Origin of the sequence: Pseudoalteromonas sp. APC 3495, from assembly GCF_030407645.1 — a bacterium.
In the GTDB taxonomy this organism is placed as follows: domain Bacteria; phylum Pseudomonadota; class Gammaproteobacteria; order Enterobacterales; family Alteromonadaceae; genus Pseudoalteromonas; species Pseudoalteromonas tetraodonis.
The window spans coordinates 1-25,090 of the sequence record NZ_JASDDA010000053.1 but is presented as its reverse complement, the minus strand read 5'-3'; the positions used below and the strand labels follow the sequence as shown (position 1 = coordinate 25,090).

Genomic DNA, 25,090 nt, shown 5'->3' with positions numbered 1-25,090 from the left:
TGCCGAACTCAGTAGTGAAACGAAACAGCGCCGATGATAGTGTAGCATTTGCTATGTGAAAGTAGGACATTACCAGGCTCCAAATTAAAGAAAGCCCGACTAGAAATAGTCGGGCTTTTTTACGTCTGCAGGAAAGTAAAAATATTAGCTATCAGCCGTCAGCTATCAGCTATCAGTTGCACAGTGTCAACCTGTACTTTGTAGCGTGGGTTGAGTATCTCGAAAGCTATGGGTAAAAGAATGCGACGAGCACCTTAGAGCCTAATACATACTCTACCGCTGTGGGCACTACGACATTACCAGGCTCCAAATTGAGAAAGCCCGTCTAGCAATCGTCGGGCTTTTTTACGTCTGTAGGAAAGTGAAAATGCAGGTCAAGGTAAAAGGTAATAGGTTAAAGGAAGAGAGTTGATCAGAGCTGACACCACGATATTCTATTGTGTTGTTGCTACGAAGTAGCACACCATGGCTCCAAATTTAGAAAGCCCGATTAGCAATCGTCGGGCTTTTTACGTACGCAGGAATGACACACTAAAGGCCTGTGGTGAGTAAAATGCTAAGGGAGTTCAGCGATTAAGCCCAACGTGATTACTTAGGACTGTGTACAATACTAATCTACTTTGTTGGTGAAGTCATAGTCGTGTGTGACCTTGAATATAGAAGGGGAAGCGTGTACTTCACATCGCTATCAAGTCTAATGTACGCATATATTGCTAGCCTAAATATATAATGTTTAAACGAATCAGCTACAGCTTTTTTAAGGCCTTATAAGATCGCTGTATGCATATAGAAAAACTCATTTAAGTTGGGCTGAAAAGTGACTATGGTCTTTATTTTAGCTATTAGATGATTTTGCAGAATATATTAAAGAAATGATATTTGTGGAATAAACCAAGTAGGATCAAAAACGCCAACTCAAGGTTGGCGTTTCAATTATGAGGTTAAAGGTAATTATTAAACCTTAGGGCCTGCATTTTTAATTTCTTCAGATACGTCGTATTTTGCGAAGTTTTCTGTGAAATCAGCGGCTAGTTTAGCTGCATATTCAGCATACTTTGCTTTGTCTTCCCATGTGTTAATTGGGTTAAGCAGCTTGCTATCAACGCCTGGTACTGCAACTGGTACGTCTAGATTTAGCACGTCAATGTGTTGAGTTTCAACACCAGCTAATTTTCCAGATACGATTGCGTCAACAACAGCACGTGTTGTTGGAATATCGAAACGCTTACCAATACCGTACGGACCCCCTGTCCAGCCTGTATTAACTAGGTAAACTTTAGCGCCGAACTCGCGTACACGCTTCATTAGAAGTTCTGCGTAGACACCTGCAGGACGTGGGAAGAAAGGTGCGCCAAAACAGGTTGAAAATGTAGATTCGATATCACTGGTAGAGCCAATTTCTGTAGAGCCTACTTTTGCAGTGTAACCACTTAAGAAGTGGAATGCTGCAGCTTCTTCGGTTAGTACAGATACTGGAGGAAGGACACCACTTACATCACATGTTAAGAATACAACCGCTTTAGGCTCGCCTGCACGGTTTTCAACTTTGCGTTTTTCAACATGCTCCAGTGGATAAGCTGCACGGCTATTTTGAGTTAGGCTGGTATCATTAAAATCAGGAACGCGATTTTCATCAAGTACGACATTTTCTAAAATTGTACCGAATCGAATAGCGTCCCAGATAACAGGTTCGTTTTTCTGAGAAAGGTCGATACATTTAGCGTAACAACCACCTTCGATATTAAATACACTACCTGGTGCCCAGCCGTGCTCGTCATCACCGATTAAGAAGCGAGTTGGATCGGCTGATAACGTTGTTTTACCTGTACCAGATAAACCAAAGAATAACGCAGTATCGCCTGCTTCGCCTACGTTAGCAGAACAGTGCATTGGTAATACACCTTTCGCTGGTAGTAGGAAGTTTTGCACAGAGAACATCGATTTTTTCATTTCACCCGCGTAGCGCATGCCAGCAAGTAACACCTTACGTTGTGCAAAGTTAATAATAACTGTGCCATCGCTATTGGTACCATCGCGTTCTGGATCACATACAAACGAAGGTACATTCATTACTTGCCACTGAGGGAAGTCTGCTTTGTTGTATGATTCTGGTTGGATGAACATGTTTTTAGCGAAGATATGGTGCCAAGCAGTTTCTGTTGTTACAACCACTGGAAGATAGTGCTCTGGATCAGCGCCAACTTCAAGGTGAGAGATAAAGTGGTCATTGCTTTGCACATGTGCTTCTACACGTGCCCATAACGCGTCAAACTTATCTGCATCGAATGGGCGATTTACATTACCCCATTGGATTTCATTTTCAGTACTTGATTCTTGAACAATAAAACGATCTTTTGGAGAACGACCGGTACGACGACCAGTGTTAGCTACAAAAGCACCATTGGCGGCTAAAGTCCCTTCGCCACGGCTGATAGCGTGTTCGACAAGTTCAGCTGCAGTTAGATCGACAAAACGGGTAGCGCTTGAAGTCATGTTTATACCTAAATTGTGTGAGATTGAACGGGATAGCTCTGGGTCTTAGTAACCTTTAAGCTGCAATTATAGTAACAGATGGATTAAGGATATTCGAGCTTATAAACGCCGTAAAAACATATAAATTAAGGAAAAAACATGAATAATTTCAATGATACCGGTGTCATGAAAAATGCTCAGCTTGTGATACCGGTGTCATTTTTTAGGCACAAAAAAGCCATAAAAAATTATGGCTATTTTGTGCTGTGTTTTATAAAAGTAGATTAGTTAAATATACTTTTTATATCTTGCTCGTTAAACACATAATCTTTTAAACAGTAATGGCAGCTAATTTTAATCTCACCATTTTTTTCAACATCGTCCAAAAGCGCTTGTTGGCCAACATTAACTAAAGCCGTCATCGTTTTTTCGCGGTTACAGCCACATTTAAATTGAATTGGTTGAGGATCAAATACTCGCGGATTATCTTCATGATAAAGACGCGTTAAAATAGTATTGGCATCGAGCTCTAATAGCTCTTCATCTTTAATGGTATTGCTGAGTGCTTCTAAGTGAGCAAAATCTTCAATCGACTTTTGTTTATCAACAGGTAGCACTTGTAAAAATAGCCCACATGCTTTGGCGCTTCCCTCTGTGGTGTCGGTTGCAAACCAAAGGCGCGTTTTTAATTGTTCAGATTGCTCAAAATAGCTTTCTATACATTCACTTAAGGTATCATGCTCTAAAGGCACTATACCTTGGTAACGCTCCCCTTGCGTCGGAGTAATAGTGATAACCATGTAACCTTGGCCTATAAGCTCTCTAACTGTTGACCCTGTCACTTCACTTTGAAGTCGTGCTATGCCACGCATATTTTGTTGGTCGTCACCGTTAATAACGGCATATTTTACCGGCCCATCACCTTGTAGTTGAACGGCAATTTCGCCTTCAAACTTTAATGTTGCTGTTAATAAACAGGTTGCAACAAGCAGCTCACCTAGTAATGCTTTAACGGGCTCTGGGTAATTGTGTTTAGCAATCATTTCATTGTAAGCGTTGTCTATTTGTACGAGTTCGCCACGAACATCGAGATTGTCGAATAAATAGCGATGAAGTAAATCTTGTTGCATGAGCGGCTATACCTAACTTGATTTCATTTTTAAAAGTTCGCGTCTTTGCTTTTTATCAGGCTTTTTAACCGGATGAGGTGCAAAGAAGCTGTTATTTTTGCGTGCGATAGTATTTTCTTCACGCTTAGCAATACTTGCATCAGATTCTTGATACAAGGTCTGTGCAATGGGGGCGCTTTGGCGCTTTTCAAGTATATTTAATACTGTGACAGTTTTTTCATCAACGCCTTGGGCTAGCTTTATAACTGCGCCAATTTCTACAATTTTGCTGGCCTTACTACGTTGACCATTATAATGTACTTTGCCGCCTTGTACCATTTCGCGTGCTATTGCTCGCGTCTTATAAAATCGAGCAGCCCATAACCATTTATCTAACCTGACTTTAAGTTCGCTCGAGTTTTCTGAGTTGTCGTTGAGTTTAGCTTTCTTTGTCATGGAACATCTCTAGTAAATTCGGTTATTAGCTAAATTACCATGAAATAGGTATGCCATGAAGTTATAGCTTGATTCTGTAACTAATGAGGAAGATAAATTAATCTGTTTACAAAGTTTAATATTAGCGTGCTTGTTGAATGAAAAATGAAAAGGTACTATGGCTGGGTGATTTCGCTATAAATTAAAATAAGAACACTACTTATGGAACAGCACGTTCAACAATTTAAACTGCTATTAAACCGTTTGCCACACGCTAAATTAAGCGTGTTAGTTATGGTTTTAGTTATTGTTTATATTGCATTTTTGTCATCAAAGCTCGTTTGGCTTTTATGGCCGCACCCAGTAACAACTCCTCTTGCTCCCAGTAGCTACTCTAGTCAAGTCACGGGCGGCAATAACCAGTCTGTCGATTCGATTATTGGGCAATTTTTATTTGGTAAAGTAAATGTAACAAAAAACACCAATACTGCCCCCCAAGCCAAAGTTATTAATAATGCCCCTGAAACGCGCTTAAGTATAAATTTAACCGGTATTGTTGCTGTGAGTAATGATGATAAAGCGGGGATGGCCATTATTGAATCGCAAGGTCGCCAGGCGAGTTACTTAGTTGAAGATGTTATTCAAGGTACACGTGCAAAGGTATCGCAAATACTCCCAGACCGTGTCATTTTAGATGTAAGCGGCCGCTTTGAAACCTTAATGCTTGATGGGCTCGACTTTACCAAAACGGTGTCTATGCCGGTACTAGCCGCGCGAGATGAGCCTGAGATGGGGCCGTTAGCACCTTCATCGCAAAGTGAAGAGCAGATAGATGCGACTGCCAACCTTGAAGTAAAAGAAGCATTAATAGAAACCCGCGAAGAGCTTTTAGAAGAGCCTGGTAAATTATTTGATTACATACGTGTTGCCCAAGCTATGAATGATGGGGAACTTATAGGTTACCGTTTGAGTCCAGGTAAAGAGCCTGAATTATTTAAACAAATGGGATTACAAAATAACGATTTGGCCGTGGCAATTAACGGCTATCAATTAACTGATTTAAAACAGGCTATGGCAGCAATGAATGAGCTGCGAAATAGTACCGATGCAACTATCACCATAGAGCGTGATGGTGAGCAAATCGATGTACTTTTTAGTCTGCAATAACTTAGCTTTGGAGTTTTAACATAATGGTTCAGGTGCTACACCTCAAAAAAATTAAAAAAGGGTTAGCTAAGTATGCGGCACTTTTTTTAGCGGCAAGTCTTTCTATGTCGGTTGCTGCTGTTGAATATGCTGCTAACTTTAAGGGCACAGATATTAATGAGTTTATTAATATTGTAGGCAAAAACCTTAATAAAACCATCATTATTGATCCTAACGTGCGTGGCAAAGTTAATGTGCGCAGTTATGAGTTAATGGATGAGGCACTTTATTATCAATTCTTTTTAAATGTATTAGAAGTTTACGGCTATTCAGCTGTTGAAATGGATAACAACATTATAAAAATAGAAAAAAGTTCAGATGCTAAAAAATCCAATGTACCGTTAATTACAACGGACAGCGATGCAGCTGGCGATATGATGATCACTCGGGTTGTGCGAGTTAAAAATGTCAGCGTACAAGAGTTAGGCCCTTTGGTTCGCCAGTTTAGTGACCAAAAAGATGGCGGTCATGTTGCTAACTTTAATGCCGCTAACGTGATGATGCTAACAGGACACGCAGCCTCAGTTAATCGTTTGGTAGAAATTATTCGCTCTGTTGACCAAGCGGGTGATAAGCGCGTTGATATTGTAAAACTTAAATATGCAACAGCTGATGATGTGGTATCGGTAGTTGATAATATTTATAAAGACAGTGGCAAGGGCAGCGTTCCTGAGTTTTTAATTCCTAAAGTTGTGGCTGATGGCCGAACTAATAGCGTGATTGTGAGTGGTGAAGGTCAAGCTCGTACCCGCGCCATTGAGCTTATTAAACGTCTCGACGGCGAACTTGAAAGCCAAGGTAATACCAAAGTATTTTACCTAAACTACGCAAAGGCAGAAGATTTAGTCAAAGTACTTCAAGGTGTGAGTAAATCGCTGGCAGAGGATTCAAAAGGCGGAGCAACCAACAATGCGCGTAGTAGTAATAGAAACGACACGAGTATTGAAGCACATCCTGATTCAAATTCTTTAGTGATCACCGCTCAGCCAGATACGATGCGTTCACTTGAATCGGTTATTGAGCGTTTAGATATTCGCCGCGCACAAGTATTAGTAGAAGCCATTATTATTGAAGTGATGGAAGGTGATGGCGTTAACTTTGGCCTGCAATGGATTTCAGAGCAAGGTGGGATGCTACAATTTAATAATGGTACAACAGTACCTGTTGGTTCGTTAGCCGTAGCGGCAGAACAAGCCCGTGATAAAACGGTGACTAAAAATATCATTGGTACTGAATCAGGTACTGTCACCAAATATGATGAAACAACTGAAGGTGACTACGGCCCACTAGCCTCATTACTTGGTGGTATTAATGGTTTAGCCATGGGAGTGATAAAAAACGACTGGGGCGCAATTGTTCAAGCGGTTTCAACCGATACTAACTCTAATATCCTAGCGACTCCATCTATTACCACTATGGATAACGAAGAAGCATCTATTTTAGTTGGTCAAGAAGTGCCTATTATTACCGGTTCACAAACAGGTAGTAACAATGAAAATCCATTTCAAACGGTTGAGCGTCAAGAGGTGGGTATTAAACTTAAAGTGACACCACAAATTAATGATGGTTCAGCGGTGCAGTTGACCATAGAGCAAGAAGTTTCAAGTGTTAGTGGCGCAACAGCAGTCGATATTTCGGTGAACAAGCGCGCAATTAAAACTACTGTAATGGCCGATGATGGCGGTATGGTGGTATTGGGCGGCTTGATTGATGAAGATGTACAAGAGAGCGTTTCAAAAGTGCCACTATTAGGCGACATTCCTATTTTAGGCCACTTGTTTAAGTCAACTAATACAACAAAGCGAAAACGTAATCTAATCGTGTTTATTAGACCGACCATTATTCGCGATGGCGTTAGTATGAATAAGCTCAGCTTTAGTAAATATAACTTTATTCGCGGTGAGCAATTTAAAAAGCGTGAAGATGGCATTAACTTGATGCCAATGTCTGATACGCCTATTTTACCTGAGTGGAATGACGAATTAGTGTTACCACCTACGTACGAAGAGCATTTACGCAAACAAAATGCACAAGAGCGTAACAATGACTAATGCGATAGAAGATATTAATCAAGACGTTGTTCATCCAGCTGCACATAACAACGATGAAATGCTTGAACAAGAGGATTTAATTGAGCTGCCTGCAAAGCGTTTGCCGTTTTCATATGCAAGGCGGGTGGGTGCGTTACTTAGTAAACATAAGGATAACCGAGTTGTTTACTACCGTGGCGAGTTGGATATTGATGTATTGCTAGAAGTGCGCCGCATTGCAGGACATGGCTTCACACTTGAGCAACTAGAAGATGATAAATTTGAGTTATTACTAGAAGCATCGTATCAACGTGACAGCTCAGAAACTCAGCAAATGATGGAAGACATTGGTAACGAGGTTGATTTATTCTCACTAGCTGATGAGCTTCCTCAAACTGAAGATTTACTTGCTGGTGATGACGACGCGCCTATTATCAAACTCATTAATGCCATGTTGAGTGAGGCCATTAAGGAAGGCGCATCTGATATCCACATTGAAACGTTTGAACAAGAACTGGTTATTCGTTTTCGAGTGGATGGCGTACTTAAAGAAGTTTTAAAACCTAATCGTAAATTAGCCTCTTTGCTGGTATCGCGTATTAAAGTAATGGCCAAACTCGATATTGCAGAAAAACGTATACCGCAAGATGGCCGTATTAGTTTACGTATTGCAGGGCGTGCAGTAGATGTGCGTGTATCGACTATGCCATCGAGCTTTGGTGAGCGAGTCGTATTGCGTTTGCTTGATAAAAACAATGCGCGTTTAAACCTTGAAGATTTAGGCATGACCGCGAAAAACCGAGAGCTATTTGCTGATTTAATTAGTAAGCCTCACGGTATAATCTTAGTTACAGGCCCTACAGGCTCTGGTAAAAGTACCACGCTTTATGCAGGTATGAGCCAAATTAACTCGCGGGATCGCAATATTCTAACGGTTGAAGATCCAATCGAGTACGAAATTCCTGGCATTGGCCAAACACAGGTTAATACCAAGGTTGATATGACTTTTGCCCGTGGTCTGCGCGCTATTTTACGTCAAGATCCTGATGTAGTTATGGTCGGTGAAATACGAGATTTAGAAACAGCCCAAATTGGTGTACAAGCATCGCTGACTGGTCACTTAGTTATGTCTACATTGCATACCAATACCGCCTCAGGTGCAATTACCCGTATGGAAGATATGGGTGTTGAGCCATTCTTATTATCGTCTTCATTACTGGGGGTATTATCCCAGCGCTTAGTACGTACCTTATGTAATAGCTGTAAAGAAGGTCACGTTGCAGATGAGCGTGAATGTGAATTACTCAGCGTATCGTTTGACAATGCACCGACGATTTACCGCGCGGTAGGGTGTGAAGAGTGTAACTTTAATGGCTACCGAGGTCGTACTGGTATTCACGAGTTATTAGTTGTCGACGAAACCATTCGTGAAATGATCCACAGCGGTAAAGGTGAGCAAAGCGTAGAGAAATATATTCGTAAACGCAGCCCAAGTATTCGTCAAGATGGTTGCAGCCGTGTGCTTGCAGGTAAAACAACGCTTGAAGAAGTGCTGCGCGTAACGCGTGAGGAAGGTTAGCTATGGCGGCGTTTGAATACCGCGCATTAGATGGCCGGGGAAAAGAAAAAAAAGGAATTTTAGAAGCGGATACAGCAAAGCAAGTTCGCCAACTTTTACGTGATCAAAAGCTAACCCCCCTCGAGGTGGTGCCAGCTGCTCAAGATGATAAACAAGTTCGAGGTCAAAAAGCGCCATTATTAGGCTCTTTATTTAAGCCGACAATATCAACGTCAGATCTTGCTTTGATTACACGTCAACTTGCGACCCTAATTCAGTCAGCCTTACCCGTTGAGGGTGCCGTGATGGCGGTGGCTGAGCAGTGTGAAAAACCACGGCTAAAACGTATGTTAATGTCTGTGCGCTCTAAAGTGGTGGAAGGGTATACGCTTGCTGATGGGATGAGTGAATTTCCGCATGTATTTGACGATTTATACCGTGCAATGGTGGCCGCAGGTGAAAAGTCAGGTCACTTAGATCAAGTACTTAACAGATTGGCTGATTACACCGAGCAACGCCAACACATGCGTAGCCAAATTACGCAAGCGATGGTGTATCCCATTATTTTGGTCGTGTTCGCTATTGGTATTGTTTCAGTATTATTAGGTACTGTGGTGCCTAAAATACTAAAAACGTTTGAAAAAACCAAACAAGTATTACCTTGGACAACCGAATGGGTCATGGCGGGTAGTCATTTTGTACAAAATTATTGGTTTGTTAGTTTATTAGCGATCACGGCGATTGCTATTGGAATTAAATACGCACTTAAAAAACCTAAAGTACGGTTTTGGTGGGATGCAAAAGTATTACATATGCCAGGCATAGGTAAGGTTGCTAGAGGTATTAACACGGCGCGCTTTGCCCGTACATTAAGTATTTTATCGTCAAGCTCAGTGCCGCTACTTGAAGGAATGCGTATTTCAGGTGGGGTGTTGGTTAACGAAAAAATAAAGCAAGCAGTGGCAGATGCCGCAGAAAGAGTCAGTGAAGGGGCGAGTCTTCGTGCTTCACTACAGCAAACTAAGTTGTTTCCACCAATGATGCTACATATGATAGCCAGTGGTGAAAAGTCCGGTGAACTTGAGCAAATGTTAGAGCGTGCTGCTAACAATCAAGATCGCGAGTTTGAAAGTATGGTTAATGTATCATTAAAATTATTGGAACCGGCAATGATTGCCTCTATGGCAGTGATTGTGCTTTTCATAGTAATGGCAATTTTGCAGCCAATTATGGCAATGAACAAGGCCGTAGGTCTTTAAGTATTTTTTATATTAATGATTTAAACAAATCATTTTTGCTTAGTGTTTTTAGAATAACGAGGTAATAACGTGAATAAACAATCAGGTTTTTCTTTATTAGAAGTCATGGTGGTACTGGTTATCATCGGCATGATCATGTCGATTGTGGCACCTAATATTATGGGCCAGCAAGAAGAAGCGGCTATTGATAAAGCGCATTTAGATATTCAGCAGTTAGAAGATGCGATGAGTTTGTACAAGCTTAAAAATAAAAGCTACCCAAGTACAGAGCAGGGTTTAGAGGCATTAGTTACTAAAACCAGTATTGAGCCCATTCCAAAGCGTTTTCCTGATGGTGGCTTTATTAGCAAGTTACCAGAAGATCCATGGGGTAATAATTATCAATTAATCAGCCCTGGAGAAATAGGTAAATTTGACATCTTTTCGATGGGTCCAGATGGCGAACCAGCCACCGAAGATGACATTGGTAATTGGGATGAAGATAAGCAGTAATGACCAATAACCTTACCATGCACTTAAACATAATACATTGGGGCTTGCCATGCAGGTAAGCCCTAAGCACCTGAGTGCAAAGCATTATGGTTTTAGTTTAATAGAAATTTTAGTGGTATTGGTGATCATCGCCTTTGCCACCAAAATGGTGGTATACAGCTTAGATGGCGGCGCTGAAGAAGCGTTAGACAAGCAAGCAAATAGGCTGCATACCACCATTAATGCCGCATCGGAATTTGCGGTGCTTAATCAAATAGAATTAGGCCTTTTAGTTGAGCAAAATACGCTTGAATTTTTAGTTTTTGATGGCGAAAAATGGATTAGCTTTGATCGTGAAGCTTTATTTAAGCCAATTGAGATCGAACCCCAATTTAAATTAACACTTAATCTTGAAGACCTACCTTGGGCACAAGATAACTTACTAGAGCAGTCAAATTGGCGTGAGCTAATGAGTGGTAACAATGAAGACAGTTTATTAGAGCTTAAAAAGTTAAAAGTACCGCAAGTGCTTATTTTATCCTCTGCCGATGTAAGTGCGTTTCAGCTCATGCTTGAATTAAAAGATCAGTCAGAGCCGGTGTACTTTATTGAAGGTAAATTTGCAGCCCCAGTCGATTTTCGTCGAGAGCCCCAATAATGAAAAAATATCACGGGTTTACATTATTAGAAGTCTTAGTTGCACTGAGTATTTGTGCCATGGCGGGTATTGCGGCAATGCAAGCAACCGGTGAGCATATTCATCACTTATCAAGTATTGAAGAACAAACGTATGGCTCATGGGTCGCTGAGAATGTATTGGTAGAACAACGAACGAAAGGCGAAAAATGGCAAGGTAAAAATGGTACCCGCGGCAGTGAGATGATGGCGGGTATTGAATGGTTTTGGCGCCAAGATGTTGTGCCCACTGCCGACAAGAGCTTTGTAAAAGTCACTATTAATGTGTTTACGGATGATAAGTACGAAAATTCAATTTATGAGTTAAGCACTTACTTAAATAAAGGTAAGCCTTAAGTGAAGCAGCGCGGTTTTACATTATTAGAAGTGATGGTGGCACTGGGTGTGTTGGCGTTTGTGATTATGGCCACCCACCAAATACTTGATACCACAACGCGAGCTAAACAAGCATCAGATGAAAAAATTGCTGAACTAAATGGCTTACAAACTGCATTTAGATTGATGGATCAAGACTTTAGCCAAATGACTAAACGCCAAGTACGTAATGAAGCTGGAGATTTTCAAGAGGGATATTTACTTGCTGGACGCTACATTTTAGAAAGCCAGCTTGACGGTATTGCCTTTGTACGTGATGGTTGGATGAATCCCATTAACTTACTCCCTCGCTCAGAGTTACAAGCTGTTGGTTATCGCGTCATTGATGACAAGTTAGAACGCGTATATCGCATTTATGTCGATCAACTCGATAATATGGAGCCTCGTAGCCAAGTTATTTTAGCCGCAGTCGAAGAGCTTAAATTTGAGTTTTTAGATGGTAGCGGTAAGTGGCAAGAAGACTGGCAAATTAAGGCATTACCCAAAGCCGTTGCGGTAACTATAAAGCAAATGGATGCGGAGCCTATCAGGCGTGTGTTTTTAGTGCCAGGACTCGGTAAAGAGCTACCTAAACCAGTAACTGAGGGGACTAACCCGTCGCAACCTAATGGCCGGGGTACGCCTTGATGAACCAACAATCTTCGCGCGGCGCGGCTTTGGTTATTGTGTTATTTATTGTAGCGCTTGCAGCTATTTTAGCCGTTGAAATGAGTGCTAATTTAATGGTGCAAGTACAAAGAAGTACCAATTTACAAAGTCAGCAACAAGCGAAATGGTATGCCTATGGTGCTGAAGAGCTAGCAATTAAAGGTTTAATTCAAAGTAAAAAAGACGATCCTGAAAAAACCACATTAGCGCAGCCCTGGGCAAAGCAAGGCGATGTAAAGTACCCTGTTGAGAACGGCACTTTAAGCGGCCAGTTGACTGATTTACAAGCGTGTTTAAATTTAAACGCGCTTGGGGTTGAGCCAGACCCAAATAGCGGTAATAAAACTAACCCAGCACATAAAGCGTTGTTTGCTATTTTAGAAAATATAGATGATTTACCCAGTGATGAATCAGAAGAAGGGATGGCCGACAGTGTGTTTGATTGGCTTGATGAGAACAGTATAACCTATCGCTCTGGTGCCGAAGAGGGGGAGTATTTATCGCGTCAGTTTCCATATATGACGGCTAATAGCCTATTTGCTTCGGTATCTGAACTGCGTTTAATTAAAGGCTTTAACCCTTTAGTGATGGAAAAAGTGCTGCCTTTTGTCTGTGTGATCCCAGGTAGTACGTTACTTTCAATTAATGTTAATACAGTCACTGAAGAGCAAGCTTTATTGCTCAGTGGCCTAATAGACGAACTGAGTGTTTCGGGTGCTCAAGCGGTAATTGCAGCGCGACCTGAAAATGGCTTTGATAATATTGAAGAGTTTTTTGAGTCTGTTAAACAACAAGGCGGCAAAAATATCAAAGCAGTAGAAAAGCTTTTTAGTTTAAAAAGTGAATATTTTAAATTACAAACGCAGGCAAAATTTGTTGATTTGCGTTTTTCGATGACCACATTACTGTATGCCAGCAATGGCGAGGTAACGATACTGGCGCGAAAATTTGGAGGCGTACAGTGACAGAGATACTGTTGATCCGCACGGGTCAAACCGAGCAAGATTTACTTAACTGGTTAATATACTCACCACAAGAACAAGAAATAATAGCCAGTGGCGAGCTACAAAATGCCAATCAGTTAAGTGAACTAACTGAAAAAGCATTAACCCGAGAACTTGTGGTACTTTTACCATGTGACCAAGTGCAATTAAAAACGGTGACACTGCCAACAAAGTGGAGCCGTAAATTAGAGCAAGCATTGCCCTATATGCTCGAAGAAGATCTTGCATGTGATATAGACGACGTTTATATCGCGCTTGGGGAGCCAACTATGGTTGATGAGCAGCATGCAATTAAGATTGCGCTAACGAACCGTGATTGGTTTGAGCACTGGTTAGAGGTGTTTGAGCAACACCAGCTCACTGCTCATAAAATAGTGCCGGATGGCTTGTTATTGCCCAGTGCAGAAGAGCCTTGTGTAGCGGCAATTGAGCTCAACAAGCAATGGCTATTTAAAAAAGGTGACTGGCATATCGGTGCGGTTGAAAGCAGCTGGTTAAAGGAATATCTAACGGCTTTAGGTAACCCTGATATAAAACATTACAGCCCTGCAGAGCAATTTCCCGAAACGCTTACCTTGCATCCGCAAACCAGTGACTATGAGCTGCCGTTAGCATTATTTGCTAAGCAGCTAGATCAGCTTAAATTTAATTTGCGTCAAGGGCCTTACACGATTAAAAAGAAAACGGCTTTATGGTGGGGTTACTGGAAAAGTGCCACCATAATTAGTGTTATTGCTTTGCTATCGAGTGTGGCTATTAAAGCGGTTGAATTACATCAGCTTAATTCGCAGCTTGAGGTAGCTAAATCACAAGTAGTAGAGCGATTTCAAAAAGCCTTTCCAGGCACGCGGGTGCGCCCTCACTTAATTAAAAATCAAATACAGGGAGCACTGGATAAAGTACAAGGTACGAGCGATGCTGGCTTTTTAGATTTAACCAGCAAGCTGGTGAGTGTATTTTCACAAGTGAGCGAATTTACACCGCAAACCTTACGTTTTGATAAGCGCCGTAATGAATTACGTATTCGTGCTCGTGCAAAAGACTTTCAAACCTTTGGTAAGGTTAAAGCCATTCTTGAGCAGCAAGGTGTGACTGTTGAGCAGGGGTCGTTAAATAATGATGGTGATTATATCGTCGGCGAAATTAGACTGCGAGGTGCACAATGAAACAGCAGTTCATGAAATATTGGGGTTCATTAAAAGAACAAGAGCAGCACTTAATAATGGTTGCGGGTGGTGTATTTATTATTTTTGTTTTGGTAATGGGTATATTTAGACCCTTAAATACGGCAATAGAAAATGCGCAACAATCACAAATAAAACAACAAGAATTGCTAGCATGGGTAGACGACAGTATCGTTAAACTTAAAGCAGCAGGTAAAGCGCAAGCGGTGAGCAATCAAAACCTCAGCCAAATAGTGAATAATACGCGCGGTCGTTACAGCATTAATATTAGTAAAATGCAGCCAAATGATAATTCACTTCGTTTAACACTCGACTCAGTGGAGTTTAATCAATTAATCCAATGGATTGACGAGCTGGTTAATCAGCATGGTTTAAGCGTAGAAAATTTAGATTTAAGCCAAGATGATAAATCCGGTTATGTACGCGTTAGCCGTTTAGTATTAGAGAAGTAGTTAATGAAAAAAATAATAATTTTATCCATCGTTTTTGTAATTAGCTTTCTTGTTTTTAGCGTTATTAAATTGCCCGCTGCAGTGGCTTTAAATTTTGCTAAACCTTACTTACCTGCGCAGTTAGAGGTAGGGCAAACTTTTGGTACGCTATGGCAAGGTCAAATAATGCAGCTTCGCTTTCAAGGTGAACAGTTGAATAATGTACGTTGGGATATATCAGGCTGGTCAATCTTTAAAGCTCAAGTAAATACTAACTTACGTTTTGGTAATCCTCGCGAACGTGATGACATTTCTGGGTATGCAGATATTAGTTATTCTCTCACAAATGATGAACTTAGAATAACTGATACTGTAGTGCGTTCAACGGTTGAGCGCGCTATGCAGCGCATTGATTTACCGTTACCGGTTACTGCTAAAGGACGCGTTATTTTAGAGCTCGATGAGTACGTTTCAGGCGCTCCTTATTGCCAATCATTACAAGGTGAAATAGCCAGCCCTGATATTGATGTGCAAGGGCTAACTGGTTGGTTTAATATAGGCGATTTAAGCGGTAAGTTAAGTTGTAAGTCGGGCGATGTAGCCATACTTATCGAGCCAAATAATAGATTAGGGTTAGAGGCTGATGCTACACTAAAAGCCAATTTTGATTTTAAAGTAGCGGGATATGTTAAACCTGATCTCACTTTACCGAAAGAAGTTCATGACGCGGTGAAGTTTTTAGGTAGACCAGATAACCAAGGTCGGTATCCACTTAAATTTTAATATTTTATAAAAAAGAGTTTTAATGCAAATACCTCAGTTTACTGAGCAGCACGCCAAACTGCTCAGCGAGTTTTTAACTACCCAGCCCGGCGCTATGAGCCTTATTCAAAGCCAAGGTTATTTATTTGGCACTATTTGTTCACCTGAGCCATTAGAAGTACATCAATGGTTAGAGCAAATTCTACCTAATACCGCCAATGACCTTGATGAAGACATGTTGTTTTTGTTTATGGCATTACATCATCAAGTAAGTGAACAAGTATTTGAACTTGATTATAAGTTACCCGTTGAGTTTGACCTTGAGTTTTGTCAGCAGTGGTCTGCAGGTTTTTTAACTGCAAGCCAAACGTATACTCATAAGTTACTCCAAAGTGAGCAACTAGATATTCAATACAAGCAAGCGCTTGAAAGCGCACAGGCGACTCTTAGCTTTTTTGCATTAGATAAACCAACGATTGCACAGATTGCACAGCAAAATAATATCGATGAATTACATTTGTGTGCGCAGCAGTATGAATTAATGGGCGACTTTGCGTTAGGTTTTGCTGAACTTATAGAAATTGTCGCGCTTAATAGTGGTTTGTATACCGATGAAGGGTGGGATGAATAAGTAGGTAAAGCCTTAAGCGCCAATCTCTAATTCAATATCAGTGCAACCTTGTTTGCACTGTATTACTCCCTTACCAGGTTCGCTGGTGGCTAAATTTAACGTTAATACACCTTGGCAATGCTCACATTTAAGTGTTTTACCTTGTGCCAACTGCTTAAGCATAGTGCGGTGCTTGTGAAATGAGTTACTTGCTTTTTTATTTAATCCAGAAAAATCCATTATTTCACTCTCGCTTGCGCTAATGACTCTTTGATAATGCGACATACCGTTGTTAAACGTTCTGAATAAAAGTAAAGGTTTAGATCGCCTTGACGACAATAGCGTAGTTCAAACAACTTTACTGACTCATCATTGGTAAAGGTTTTATCAATATAGTCTTCTTCGGATCTTGAAAGTGCTAACTGTTTATTAATTTTGTTTCTTGTCATGGTTGCGACAGGAAAACGATCGACTTTAGTTGTGCTGCTTAACAAGCCTATACCATCACCGAGTAAGCGCTCACGAGGCTCTTTTACCAAGGGGTGATCAATGGTAAAAAATGCTAGGATCACAACCACTAGTATAAAAAATTTCTTCATAAATACACAAACCTTGATCCAAACAACACGTTAGTAGCCGGCAAGTGTAATAAAATACACCTTAAAAGCAAGTCACAAGTTGAATAAATTATTAGCAATCTAGTCAGTAATTTTAGCCAATATGCGTATAATAAGAGGAGTAATTAGATATTTCTGAAATATCTGAAAGTATACAAGTGCGACCTAAAGCGTATTATGTTTAGCATGTAAGTTGCTACACTTAGGCGAAAAGTACAAAAAGATTGCTGAATTTTTATTTCCTAGCGGCGTTGAGGAACTTCAATGGATAAGCAAATTAAAGTAAAAAACATACCAACAGAGGTTAAGATCCAAAAACCCGATCTGAGCCGTCAAGAAGATAGATTTAACCCACGCAACCGTATTTATGTGCGTGCTGTTTCAGGGCTTCATCAATTACTAAGACAACGTATTGGCTTTTTAGGCATGCTGGCGTTTATGTTATTGCCATGGATCAACTTTAACGGTCAACAAGCTGTTTTATTTGAGCTAATGGAGCAAAAATTTAATATTTTTGGCTTAACCCTGTGGCCACAAGACTTCACCATTCTTGCATTTATATTTATGCTAGCGGCGTTTGCCCTATTTCTGGTTACCACTTTTTATGGTCGAGTGTGGTGTGGCTATACATGTCCGCAAACAGTATGGACCTTCATTTTTATTTGGTTTGAAGAAAAGTTTGAGGGCAGCGCTAACCAACGTAAAAAGTTAGATCAACGGCCGATGGATTTTGACAAGTTCTGGCGTAAAACAGCTAAGCACACTAGTTGGGTATTATTTTCTTTATATACTGCGTTAACGTTTGTTGGTTACTTCACGCCTATTCGCGAACTACTGCCTGAATTTGTTACTTTTAATGTGGGCGGTTATGCCTTAGTTAGTATCATTGTATTTACTATTTGTACTTATGGTAACGCTGGGTGGATGCGAGAAATTATGTGTTTACATATATGCCCGTATTCACGTTTTCAGTCAGCAATGTTTGATAAAGACACTTTTACTGTAAGCTATGATGAAACTCGTGGTGAAAACCGAGGACCACGTTCTCGTAAACAAAACCCTAAAGAGTTAGGTTTAGGTGACTGTATTGACTGTAACTTGTGTGTGCAGGTTTGCCCAACCGGGATTGATATTCGTAATGGTTTGCAATATGAGTGCATAAACTGTGGCGCTTGTATTGATGCCTGTGACGGCGTAATGGATAAAATGAATTACCCTCGAGGCCTTATCTCTTACACCACCGAGCGTAATTTAGAAACACCAGAGAATAAAACCCATCCGCTGCGTCCAAAGCTGATTGGTTACAGTGTTATTTTAATCTTACTTACCGGTGCGCTGGTTGCTAATATCGCCATGCGTAAAACCATGGACTTTGATATTATTCGCGACCGCAACCAGTTGTATCGTGTCGATTTTAATGGTTTAGTTGAAAACACCTACACCTTAAAAGTGATTAACAAAGCACAATACGAGCAAACGTTCTCTATTGATGTAACGGGGTTAGATAATTATAAATACTTAGGTGATACTACCTTTACAGTAAACGCTGGTGAATCGCATAATGTACCGCTATCACTGGTAATGGATCCTTATGATTTAAAAGCGCCAATGACCGAGTTTAACTTTGTGTTGTCGCCAATAAACGAGCCCGATAATAAAATATCGCAGCCAAGCAACTTTTTTAAAGCACGATAAGTCGCTTTATTAAAGGCAAACGAGCACTGTTATTAACAAAAAAGCGGGATATTCCCGCTTTTCTTTTTATATAAGAAGTATATGAGTAAATTTAGCTTTATTGACTTAACCCCAGATCTTATTTTGGATGCCATAGAAAGCGTGGATATTTATGCTGAGTCAGGGTTGTTAGCGCTAAATAGCTACGAGAATCGGGTGTATCAATTTGTGGCCGAGGGTGCAAAGCGTTACGTCGTTAAGTTTTATCGCCCTGAGCGCTGGAGCAAAGCGCAAATTCAAGAAGAGCATGACTTTGCTTTTGAACTAGCTGCCGCCGAAGTACCGGTGGTGGCGCCAATAAAACACAATGGGCAAAGCTTGTTTGAACATCAAGGGTATTTGTTTACTTTGTTCCCAAGTGTAGGCGGGCGTTTATTTGAGGTGGACAATTTAGATCAACTCGATGTACTCGGGCGTTTAATCGGTCGTATGCATCAAGTAGCCAAAACGAAACCCTTTACCCAAAGACCGACCGTTACCTGTGATGAATATTTAGATACAGCTAAAGTTCATTTACAAAAAAGTAAGTTAGTCCCTATGGGATTAGAGACTTCCTTTTACACTATTTTAGATTTAGTCATTGCTCAAACTCAACAGCAATATAAAAATGTAGAAGGCATTCGCTTACATGGTGACTGCCATGCTGGTAATATCCTATGGGCAGGAGATGCATTAATGTTTGTTGATTTAGACGATAGCCGTCAAGGTCCTGCAATTCAAGATTTATGGATGATGCTCAGTGGCGATCGACAAACACAGCTGTTACAGTTAGACACTTTAGTGAATGCATATGAAGAGTTTTGCGATTTTGATCACTCACAACTTAAGCTGATCGAACCGCTTCGGGCTATGCGTATGATTCATTACATGGGGTGGGTTGCAAAACGTTGGAGTGATCCTGCTTTTGTACGGAACTTTTCATGGTTTGCAGATGACAAATACTGGGAGCAACAAATTTTAGCGCTTAAAGAGCAGTTTGCAGCTTTGCAAGAAGCCCCGTTAAAATTATTGCCATAATATTTTTATTTAAAAAGAAGTATAACGAGATATTCATGCTTAAAAAATTAAAACTAAGTTTACTGATCCTATGTTTACCTTTCGCAGCATTAGCTGCCAACTTTGAAGCGGGTAATCAATACACTGTAATTGATGTTGAAAAAAGTAAAACCCCGAATGTAACCGAGTTTTTCTCTTTCTATTGCCCACATTGTTTTAAATTTGAGCCGGTAGCCAAAGGGATTGCAGAAAACTTACCTGAAGGGGCTGAATTTGTAAAAAATCATGTCAACTTTTTGGGAGGCGTTTCACCACAAGCGCAAAGTAATTTAAGCTTTGCTTACTTAATCGCAAAGAAACACGGTCAAGCTGAAGCGGTAACAGCGCAAATTTTTAAAAGCATTCATATACAACGTGCGCCATTAACTGAAATTAAAGACGTTAAAAAGTTATTAGAGCTTAATGCAATTGATAACGCGACATTTGATAACGACATCGCTAGTTTGCCTATCATAGCAGCTGAACGTGCCATGCAAGATAAGCAGAATAAATATTCTGAACTTGGTGCATTAACTGGCGTGCCTACATTTATCGTAAATGACAAATACAAAATCAATATTAATACAATCAAGAGCCAACAAGAACTTGATGAGTTAATTAGCTTTTTACTAAAACTATAATTTTTGGAGCACCACAATAATGATCAAATTAGTTAAAGCAGGGTTACTTGCTGTATTACTCCCTTTAGCTGCAACCAGTTTTGCTGCCACTTACGAAGAGGGCGTGCATTATGATGTCGTCTCTGATCGTGCAACCAGAAAACCAGAAGTAAAAGAGTTTTTCTCTTTTTACTGTCCTGCATGTAATAACATGGAACCACTGCTGGCCGAGATCAAACCTAAGCTAGATAAAAACGTAAAGTTTAAGAAAAGCCATGTAGATTTTGTGGGTGTACGTGACCCAGAACATCAAACCATGATCAGCCAAGCATTAGCTACAGCTGAAGTACTACCTCAAAAAGATAAAATTATTTCAGCGATGTTTGATCATATCCATGCAAAGCGCGCTCGTTTTAATGAGCTTGCAGATGTAAAAGATGTATTTTTAGCTCAAGGCGTAGATGGCGACAAGTTTGATAAATTATTTGAAAGCTTCTCGGTACGTACACTTAGCTCTAAAATGAAACGTGACCAAGATTACTTTAAAGGCAAAGGGGCACTTCGTGGCGTTCCTACGTTTATCGTTAATGGTAAATACAAGCTTAACTTAGGTGGTGAGTCAGGCATTTCATCGCCAGAAGATGTAAGCGCACTCATTAATTACTTAGCAAATAAATAAGTAGTTTGGTTAAATAAAAAAGCTCCTTAAGGAGCTTTTTTTATTCTTACAACGTGCGCTGTTTAATGCTTTTTTTATTTACGTTGTAAAAACACACCAGATTCAATGTGGTGTGTATAAGGGAACTGATCAAATATTGCAAAGCGCTTAACCTCGTGGGTTTGCGTTAAGTGTTCAAGGTCACGCTCTAATGTGTCTGGGTTACATGAGATATAAATAATATTTTCATAATTAGCCACTAAGTCACACGTAAGCGTGTCCATGCCTGCTCTAGGCGGGTCGACTAAGATGGTTTGGCAGTTGTAACTACTCAAGTCAATGCCATCTAAGCGAGAGAAAGTACGCTCGCCTTTCATTGCCTGAGTAAACTCTTCGCTCGACATGCGAATAATATCTAAGTTAGTTACTTGGTTTTGAGCAATATTATATTGCGCTGAATGCACCGACGATTTTGATATTTCCGTCGCCAGCACTTTATTAAATGAACTAGCAAGTGCAATAGAAAAGTTTCCATTACCACAATACAGCTCTAGTAAATCATTGTTTAGTGGTTTACATAACTCTTGTGCCCACTCTAACATTTTAATATTCACCTTCGCATTAGGCTGAGTAAAGCTATTTTCTACCTGTTGATAGATTAGCTCTTGGCCATTCACCATTAAGCGCTCAGTAACAAAGTCATCGCCCAATTTTTCTTTTTGCTTACGTGCACGGCCAATAAAGTCAATTTTGTATTGGCTGCTTAGCTTTTCCTTTAAGGCATTGATCTCAGTTAACCAGTGTTCATCAAGTGGCTTGTGATATAGCAAGCTCACTAAAATTTCACCACTGAGGGTTGATAAATAATCTATTTGAAATAATTTACGACGTAGTACTTCGCAGCCTTTTAAATTTTCAATCATCACCTGCATAATTTCACCTACTAAAGGAGCTGCAGGGTCAAAGGTATCAACACGTATTTTATCTTTTGTTTGTTGATCAAACATAATATGAAACAGATCGTCACCATCGTGCCATACTCTAAATTCTGCACGTTGGCGGTAGTTAATGGGCTCAGAGCTAAATACTTCTAACTGTTTTACACCGAAACGTTGAAATTGCTCTGTAATACGCTGCTCTTTTTCATTTAATTGTGCATCGTACTGCGTGGTATCTATATTTATAACTGCCATTAACGGTATAACCTTATCGTTGAGATCTGTTTATCGGCGCTATTGTAGGGAGCGAAGCGTATTTGTCTAGTTTTGATCAAATATAGTGAGCTTTTTTTGAGCATTTTACTACAGTATAGGCTTACTTGGCCGATATAAGGGTAAGTCTAAATAGGAGTCTTCTCATGAAAATAGGTAACTTTAGTTTTGTTCCAAACAGTAATGCTAATAAATACAATACTAAACAAGCAATGCCACAGCCTAAAATAGACTCGCCACCAACTAGTTATCAGCAACGAGGAAAAGAACTGGCTGCTGCCGTATTAGGTGACAAAATGGCAAAAGAACTAGGTTTGCCGGTCGCTGAAACCAAAAAAGACAAACCACTGTTTGATTTTAATGAAGTCGTTAAAAATGTTTTAGACTTTGTAACAAGCTCGGTAAATAAAGCCAAAGCCAATGGTGCTAATGATGAGAAACTACAAGATATACTTAGCCAGGCACGTAAAGGAGTGCAGACGGGTGTTGATGAGGCTGTGGATGAATTAAAAGGCATGGGCGTATTTAATCAAGAACTTGAAGAGGGTATTGATAAGTCAAAAGAGAGTATCTTTAGTGGTCTCGACAAATTTGAGCAGAACTTATTTAACCCACAACCTGCAAGCGTAACTGTAAGTCAGGCGCAATATGTAAGTTTAAGCAATAGTGCTGATTACACATTCACCACAGCAGAAGGTGATGAGGTGAGTATTAGCTTTGCAGATGCTTATCAATCGCAATCATCTAGTCGCTATCAAAAAACAGATGATTCACAATCATTTAGTACGCAATTTTCTGAATCCCGTGAGCTCTCTTTCTCGATGTCAGTAAACGGTGAGCTTAATGAAGACGAGCAGCAAGCCATAAATGATTTAATGGCAGAGTTACAAGATGTAAGTAAAACCTTTTTCAGTGGCGATTTAGACAAAGCATTTGAACAAGCCCAAGAACTCAGTTTAGGGAATGAACAGCTGGTGGCATTCTCAATGGACTTACGTCAAAGCAAAACCGTTGCTGCCATTAAAGAGTATGAACAAATTAAGCCAACATCAGAAAAAGCCATTGCCGAAACTGTTGCCCCTTTTAATGATGATCTAAAATCGGCTTACTCTAAAGCGCAAACCCTAGGATTAGAAAGTCAGCTATCAGGTATCATTCAATGGCTAAATCAAGATCAACAAGAAATAGATAAACTGGTTGATTACACTAACACCATGTTTGAAAACTTAGATAAATTAAACGCCGCTACTGCAAAGCTAGGCACTGAGTAAAACTACTTTCTTTTACAAAAGCCACATGGCAAACTGCCGTTCTTAGTAAAGAGTAGGAATGGTAGTTTGTCAGCGCACATCATGGTATTTGATTCAGGTATAGGTGGAACCACCGTGCTTGAGCATATTCAGCAAAGCATTCCTCATGCTCAATACAGCTATTTTATGGATAATGCATTATTGCCATATGGCGCACAGTCGCAACAAACCATCATTAATCGCCTATGTGGATTGATTCAATTTATTAAAGATGAGTCACTAAATGTCGACTTAATTGTTATAGCCTGCAATACCGCCTCAACATCAGCGTTAAGTTCGGTACGTCAAATTACCGATATTCCTATTGTTGGGGTAGTACCTGCAATTAAACCCGCAGCGCAATTAACGCAATCAAAGCATATAGGTTTATTGGCAACTCCCGCAACGGTATCAAGCCCGTATACTGATGCACTTATAAAAGAACATGCATCATCGATAACCACAAGTTTATATAGTAGTGTTGAACTGGTTACTTTAGCAGAGACTCTCTTTTTTACCCAGCACTTAGATATCGATAAGTTGCACACTGAGTTAGACCGATTAAATATTAATAACGATATAGATGTGCTGGTATTAGGCTGTACTCACTTTCCTATTTTAGCTAAACCAATTAGTGATTACTTTAATACGCAAGTACAGTTATTAGACTCTGGTGCGGCCATTGCTAAGCGAGTTAGTTCTTTACTCAAATTAAGTAATAATCAAGCAGGCATAAAAAAGCCGCTGCACTATTATGCAACGGCTGATGTATGTAGTGATAAACTAGCGGTTAAGCAAGTTACACTGTTTGATCCGACTCTGAACGATAAGAGTTAGAATCATCTTCTTGTTTTTGTTTTGCTTCACGTACTTTCAAAGTACGTTGTTGGAACTCACTATCGTTTAGCTTAGCAATCGCATTATCAGCATCTGCTTGTGCCATTTCAACAAAGCCAAAACCGCGACGCTTGCCAGTATTTTTATCTTTTAACAAACGAACGTTAAATACTTTGCCTTGCTCTTCAAATAAAGTACGAACTACACCTTCATTTGCGCGATAAGGAAGATTGCCAACATAAAGTGTTTTTGTTTTTACTTCGGCTTCTTCTGTACTTACTGATGACATTGCAGCAATAACAAGTCCACCAATTAATAAACCGGCACCGAATAGAAGTGCAGGGTCTAATGCTAGGCTTGCAAGCGCAAACTTAACGATAACAAAACCAACAACAGCAAGAATAACTGCGAAGATAAAAGATTTTTGATCGGGTAATTTCATTTTTGATCTACCAATAAACAGGAAATAAACATTAATTTAACATTGTGAACTTGCTATCTTAACGTCTTAATTGAACATAGCAATGAAATTTATAGCAAATAGTTAATAAGAGTGTAAAAAACAACCGATAGTAAGGCGTTTCTTTACTATTTTAGCCTCGTTTGTTTGAAACTTAAGCAAACGGTAAAAAGATCTAAAAAAAAGGTTGATCTGTTTTCGGATCTCCCTATAATGCGACCCCACTGAGACGGGGAACGGCAACGCATAGCGAGGCATGAGCTACTCAGAGAGTTAAGTAAAACTTAAATTTAAATCATCGAAAGAAAGTTTAAAATTAAGTGTTGACTCGAAAAATAAAGGATGTATTATACGCATCCCTAGCGACAACGTCGCAACG

The 25,090-nt window shown here is 40.0% G+C and carries 27 protein-coding genes; 20 read left to right on the top strand and 7 right to left on the bottom strand.

Annotation, left to right across the window (positions count from 1 at the left end; translation table 11 throughout):
• Positions 1-954: 954 nt before the first annotated feature.
• The gene (locus tag QL984_RS16245; RefSeq protein WP_013464243.1) at positions 955-2,493 is read right to left on the bottom strand and encodes a phosphoenolpyruvate carboxykinase; all 1,539 of its coding nucleotides are present in this window, start codon (positions 2,491-2,493) and stop codon (positions 955-957) included.
• 138 nt (positions 2,494-2,631) lie between these two features.
• Here QL984_RS16245 and QL984_RS16240 point away from each other — a divergent pair, with 138 nt between their 5' ends.
• On the top strand, positions 2,632-2,760 hold the full coding sequence (locus QL984_RS16240) for a hypothetical protein (protein ID WP_013464244.1): 129 nt from the start codon (positions 2,632-2,634) through the stop codon (positions 2,758-2,760).
• On the opposite strand, the gene hslO is transcribed toward QL984_RS16240, so the two are convergent.
• Both hslO and hslR read right to left on the bottom strand, forming a co-directional pair.
• Positions 2,757-3,602, bottom strand: a complete 846-nt coding sequence (gene hslO / locus QL984_RS16235; protein WP_013464245.1) for an Hsp33 family molecular chaperone HslO — start codon at positions 3,600-3,602, stop codon at positions 2,757-2,759. The two genes, QL984_RS16240 and hslO, sit on opposite strands and share 4 nt — an antisense overlap.
• A 12-nt stretch (positions 3,603-3,614) precedes the next feature.
• On the bottom strand, positions 3,615-4,037 hold the full coding sequence (gene hslR, locus QL984_RS16230) for a ribosome-associated heat shock protein Hsp15 (protein WP_013464246.1): 423 nt from the start codon (positions 4,035-4,037) through the stop codon (positions 3,615-3,617).
• A gap of 201 nt (positions 4,038-4,238) precedes the next feature.
• On the opposite strand from hslR, the gene gspC reads away from it, so the two are divergent.
• The 13 genes from gspC to QL984_RS16165 all read left to right on the top strand — a co-directional run bounded on the left by gspC (position 4,239) and on the right by QL984_RS16165 (position 16,271).
• Positions 4,239-5,183, top strand: coding sequence for a type II secretion system protein GspC (gene gspC / locus QL984_RS16225; RefSeq protein WP_013464247.1), 945 nt, complete (start codon positions 4,239-4,241; stop codon positions 5,181-5,183).
• A gap of 23 nt (positions 5,184-5,206) precedes the next feature.
• The gene (gene gspD, locus QL984_RS16220) at positions 5,207-7,273 is read left to right on the top strand and encodes a type II secretion system secretin GspD (protein WP_016900322.1); all 2,067 of its coding nucleotides are present in this window, start codon (positions 5,207-5,209) and stop codon (positions 7,271-7,273) included.
• A complete protein-coding gene (gspE, locus tag QL984_RS16215; protein WP_016900323.1) occupies positions 7,266-8,831 on the top strand; it encodes a type II secretion system ATPase GspE in 1,566 nt (521 codons plus the stop codon). The genes gspD and gspE overlap by 8 nt, the downstream gene beginning before the upstream one ends.
• A 2-nt stretch (positions 8,832-8,833) precedes the next feature.
• A complete protein-coding gene (gene gspF / locus QL984_RS16210) occupies positions 8,834-10,069 on the top strand; it encodes a type II secretion system inner membrane protein GspF (RefSeq protein WP_016900324.1) in 1,236 nt (411 codons plus the stop codon).
• Positions 10,070-10,138: 69 nt separating this feature from the next.
• The gene (gspG, locus tag QL984_RS16205; protein WP_016900325.1) at positions 10,139-10,561 is read left to right on the top strand and encodes a type II secretion system major pseudopilin GspG; all 423 of its coding nucleotides are present in this window, start codon (positions 10,139-10,141) and stop codon (positions 10,559-10,561) included.
• 49 nt (positions 10,562-10,610) lie between these two features.
• Positions 10,611-11,198 (top strand): prepilin-type N-terminal cleavage/methylation domain-containing protein, encoded by a 588-nt coding sequence (locus QL984_RS16200; protein WP_016900326.1) that lies wholly within the window; start codon positions 10,611-10,613, stop codon positions 11,196-11,198.
• Positions 11,198-11,572 (top strand): type II secretion system minor pseudopilin GspI, encoded by a 375-nt coding sequence (gspI, locus tag QL984_RS16195; RefSeq protein WP_016900327.1) that lies wholly within the window; start codon positions 11,198-11,200, stop codon positions 11,570-11,572. The genes QL984_RS16200 and gspI overlap by 1 nt, the downstream gene beginning before the upstream one ends.
• On the top strand, positions 11,573-12,238 hold the full coding sequence (gspJ, locus tag QL984_RS16190) for a type II secretion system minor pseudopilin GspJ (protein ID WP_013464254.1): 666 nt from the start codon (positions 11,573-11,575) through the stop codon (positions 12,236-12,238).
• On the top strand, positions 12,238-13,224 hold the full coding sequence (gspK, locus tag QL984_RS16185) for a type II secretion system minor pseudopilin GspK (protein ID WP_013464255.1): 987 nt from the start codon (positions 12,238-12,240) through the stop codon (positions 13,222-13,224). Before gspJ ends, gspK begins: the two co-directional genes overlap by 1 nt.
• Positions 13,221-14,429 carry a type II secretion system protein GspL gene (gspL, locus tag QL984_RS16180; RefSeq protein WP_036957275.1) on the top strand — a complete coding sequence of 403 codons (1,209 nt, stop codon included), beginning with the start codon at positions 13,221-13,223 and terminating at the stop codon, positions 14,427-14,429. Before gspK ends, gspL begins: the two co-directional genes overlap by 4 nt.
• On the top strand, positions 14,426-14,899 hold the full coding sequence (locus tag QL984_RS16175) for a type II secretion system protein M (protein WP_016900330.1): 474 nt from the start codon (positions 14,426-14,428) through the stop codon (positions 14,897-14,899). The genes gspL and QL984_RS16175 overlap by 4 nt, the downstream gene beginning before the upstream one ends.
• 3 nt (positions 14,900-14,902) lie before the next feature.
• Positions 14,903-15,661, top strand: coding sequence for a type II secretion system protein N (locus QL984_RS16170; protein ID WP_013464258.1), 759 nt, complete (start codon positions 14,903-14,905; stop codon positions 15,659-15,661).
• 22 nt (positions 15,662-15,683) lie between these two features.
• Complete coding sequence (locus QL984_RS16165; protein WP_036957273.1) at positions 15,684-16,271, top strand: UPF0149 family protein; 588 nt, start codon at positions 15,684-15,686, stop codon at positions 16,269-16,271.
• 12 nt (positions 16,272-16,283) lie between these two features.
• Here QL984_RS16165 and QL984_RS16160 read toward each other — a convergent pair whose 3' ends face one another.
• Both QL984_RS16160 and QL984_RS16155 read right to left on the bottom strand, forming a co-directional pair.
• Positions 16,284-16,490, bottom strand: a complete 207-nt coding sequence (locus QL984_RS16160; RefSeq protein WP_013464260.1) for a hypothetical protein — start codon at positions 16,488-16,490, stop codon at positions 16,284-16,286.
• Positions 16,490-16,849 (bottom strand): hypothetical protein, encoded by a 360-nt coding sequence (locus tag QL984_RS16155; RefSeq protein WP_013464261.1) that lies wholly within the window; start codon positions 16,847-16,849, stop codon positions 16,490-16,492. Before QL984_RS16155 ends, QL984_RS16160 begins: the two co-directional genes overlap by 1 nt.
• 282 nt (positions 16,850-17,131) lie before the next feature.
• Between QL984_RS16155 and ccoG the strand changes: the two genes are divergently transcribed.
• From ccoG to QL984_RS16135, 4 genes are all read left to right on the top strand, one after another.
• Positions 17,132-18,562: a cytochrome c oxidase accessory protein CcoG gene (ccoG, locus tag QL984_RS16150; protein WP_138764663.1), complete on the top strand. Its 1,431-nt coding sequence runs from the start codon at positions 17,132-17,134 to the stop codon at positions 18,560-18,562.
• Between the two features lie 81 nt (positions 18,563-18,643).
• On the top strand, positions 18,644-19,618 hold the full coding sequence (locus tag QL984_RS16145) for a serine/threonine protein kinase (protein ID WP_013464263.1): 975 nt from the start codon (positions 18,644-18,646) through the stop codon (positions 19,616-19,618).
• 35 nt (positions 19,619-19,653) lie between these two features.
• On the top strand, positions 19,654-20,277 hold the full coding sequence (locus QL984_RS16140; RefSeq protein WP_028834987.1) for a thiol:disulfide interchange protein DsbA/DsbL: 624 nt from the start codon (positions 19,654-19,656) through the stop codon (positions 20,275-20,277).
• A 19-nt stretch (positions 20,278-20,296) separates the two neighbouring features.
• Entirely contained in the window at positions 20,297-20,935 is a 639-nt protein-coding gene (locus QL984_RS16135) for a thiol:disulfide interchange protein DsbA/DsbL (RefSeq protein WP_008113400.1), read from the top strand.
• 74 nt (positions 20,936-21,009) lie between these two features.
• On the opposite strand, the gene trmA is transcribed toward QL984_RS16135, so the two are convergent.
• On the bottom strand, positions 21,010-22,107 hold the full coding sequence (trmA, locus tag QL984_RS16130; RefSeq protein WP_036957271.1) for a tRNA (uridine(54)-C5)-methyltransferase TrmA: 1,098 nt from the start codon (positions 22,105-22,107) through the stop codon (positions 21,010-21,012).
• Between the two features lie 164 nt (positions 22,108-22,271).
• Here trmA and QL984_RS16125 point away from each other — a divergent pair, with 164 nt between their 5' ends.
• Together QL984_RS16125 and murI are read left to right on the top strand one after the other, a co-directional pair.
• Positions 22,272-23,396 carry a DUF5610 domain-containing protein gene (locus tag QL984_RS16125; protein WP_036957269.1) on the top strand — a complete coding sequence of 375 codons (1,125 nt, stop codon included), beginning with the start codon at positions 22,272-22,274 and terminating at the stop codon, positions 23,394-23,396.
• A 66-nt stretch (positions 23,397-23,462) separates the two neighbouring features.
• Positions 23,463-24,251, top strand: coding sequence for a glutamate racemase (gene murI / locus QL984_RS16120; protein ID WP_036957268.1), 789 nt, complete (start codon positions 23,463-23,465; stop codon positions 24,249-24,251).
• Here murI and QL984_RS16115 read toward each other — a convergent pair.
• The gene (locus QL984_RS16115) at positions 24,214-24,693 is read right to left on the bottom strand and encodes an RNA-binding protein (protein ID WP_013464268.1); all 480 of its coding nucleotides are present in this window, start codon (positions 24,691-24,693) and stop codon (positions 24,214-24,216) included. The two genes, murI and QL984_RS16115, sit on opposite strands and share 38 nt — an antisense overlap.
• Between the last annotated feature and the right edge of the window lie 397 nt (positions 24,694-25,090).